Genomic DNA, 2,273 nt, shown 5'->3' with positions numbered 1-2,273 from the left:
ATATTCGTTGGATGTCCGCAATCAGCGGATCGCGACATGCCACAGCTGCACACGTCGTGACCTTGACGGATGGCCGGTTTGGGATCATCTATCAATTCAGGCTTGTAGCAGAGAATGTCCGCTGGGAGCCGATAGTGTTGAAAAACACCATTTTTGACGGAAGGTGTTGAAAAATCCAGCCGTTGAAAGCCGGTCGAAAATTTTAGCTAGGGGGTCGGCCAAAGCACGGCATTGCCGTCGTGCCGCGCGCTCATGGCCTTCTCCGTCCAAACTGGGGTGACTTTTCAGGCGCGATGGAATTTGGCGAGAAAATGCATGATCGGAATTTTCGAGTTTTTCAACACTATCAGCCCGTTTATAAAAAATGCTGCACAGCGACCAAAGTCCGCTATGTTGGGATTCTGTTGAAAAACAACGTGTTGCAGTCGCAGAATGGGGTGACCTGAGCACGGCACGAGCGCCTTTCTGGTCAGGCGTTTCGCGTTTGCTGCGGTGCGGGAAAGATTTTCGCCAATTTGCGGAGGTTCTGGGCGGTGGCGGCGAGGAGGAATTCGTCATTTGCGCCGCACGGTCCACGTAATCGGAGCCGTCCAAGGCCTAGGATGCGCTTGAGGTGGGCGAAGAGCATCTCAACTTTCTTTCTGAGCTTCATCGCAATCTGGTACTCTTCAGTTTTGGCCAGATCTCTGGCGACCTGGCGCGCATCTTCGTGCTCTTCGCGGGTGATTTTGCGTGCATCAGCGTTGGGGCAGCATCTTTGTTTGGACGGACATACCTGGCAGACTTCTTTCAAGGCGCGATAGCGGGCTGTGCCCTTGCCCGACGGCCCCCGGTTTGGATCAGAGTAATTCCGGCGGAACTGTTTAAGCGCGTGACCCTCTGGGCAGATATATTGATCATGCTCAGCGTCCCATTCGAAGTCTGTGCGTGTCCAGGTGCCGTCGGGGCGTCCTGGACCTGTCGCGTTTTTGTGCCGCTCCAAGTGCTCGTTTAAACCACTTTCCATTCGAAGGCGACGGGACTTTTCCAGCCCAGTGCTGAGTGTCGGCGGCGCGGATTGTAGAAGCCGTTGATGTATTCGAAGATGGCCGCTTCAGCCTGCCGTCGGGTTTGCCATGACCGCCGCCAGATCAGCTCAGCTTTGATCGTTTTGAAGAAGGTCTCGACGGCGGCGTTATCATAGCAATTGCCTTTGCCGCTCATCGACACTTTGAAGTCATGTTGGCGCAGGATCTTCTGATAATCGTGGGAACAGTATTGGCTGCCACGATCCGTGTGGTGGATGCAGTCCTTCGGTGGTGATCTGAAGGCGATAGCCATTCTCAGCGCCCTGATGGCCAGGTCTCGCTTCATCCGATTGCTAACAGCCCAGCCAATCACACGGCGGGAATGCAAGTCCAGAATGACGGCGAGATAAAGCCAGCCTTCACGGGTCCAGACATAGCTGATGTCACCAGCCCATGTCTTGTTCGGCTGATCCGCTGTGAAGTCCCGATCCAGTAGGTTGGGCGCGATATTGAACTTGTGATCGCTGTCTGTCGTGACCTTGTGCTTGCGTGTTCTCAACACGGATATGCCGTTCTGGCGCATCAGGCGACCAACGCGACGATGCCCCACAGCCAAACCAATTTCCTTCAACTCTTCAGTCATGCGCGGCCTGCCATAGCTGCCCAAACTGAGGCGTGACTGTTCTTTGATATGCGCCAGCGTGACCAGATCAGACCGCTGTCTGCGACTGGCAGGGCGGCTGCGGAAGGCACGCAGACCGCGTGCGCTGACACCGACGACATCGCATAACCGGTTGGCTGGAAAGCTGGCTCTGTGTTCTTCGATAAACCTAAATCTCATTGCTTTAGGCCCGCGAAGAACTGGGTGGCCTTTTTTAGGATTTCCCTCTCCTCCTTGAGGAGCCGGATCTCCCGTCGAAGTCGCTCATTCTCTTGAGCGAGGCTCAAATCCTCTTTGGAAACCACGTCTGTATCTCGGTGCGCTGTGATCCATTTGTTCAGCGTGGACATCCCGACACCTAGATCATCAGCCACCTGCTTGCGTGTTAGCCCACTGGTCAATGCGATACGCACCGCATCTTGCCGGAATTCGGCCGTCCGTTTCAGTCCCATAGTCAGTCTCCTTTGCTGCAGTAGATGCTATCAAAGGAGCGGCATCAAACCGTGACAGGTCCAGCTACAAGATGCTGACGGTGCTGGATGAGTATACCCGTGAGGCGCTCTGCGTAGCGGTCAAGCCGAAGATGAACAGCGCAGACGTGCTGG

Annotated in this window: 1 protein-coding gene and 1 pseudogene; both read right to left on the bottom strand. The window is 55.1% G+C overall.

Annotated features, from left to right (window positions below):
- Positions 1–469: 469 nt before the first annotated feature.
- Positions 470–952: pseudogene (locus tag ACR0DX_RS22655) on the bottom strand (transposase); the annotation flags it as partial.
- Between the two features lie 38 nt (positions 953–990).
- Positions 991–2,120, bottom strand: a protein-coding gene (locus tag ACR0DX_RS22650; RefSeq protein WP_480426400.1) for an IS3 family transposase whose coding sequence is annotated in 2 segments (ribosomal slippage) — positions 991–1,877 and positions 1,877–2,120 — 1,131 coding nt in all. Because the reading frame shifts where the segments join, the coding sequence is not laid out codon by codon here.
- Positions 2,121–2,273 lie beyond the last annotated feature (153 nt).

This window comes from Ruegeria sp. D3 (assembly GCF_056534465.1).
Note: the sequence above shows the minus strand (reverse complement) of the source record. Positions and strands in the feature narration are given on the sequence as shown.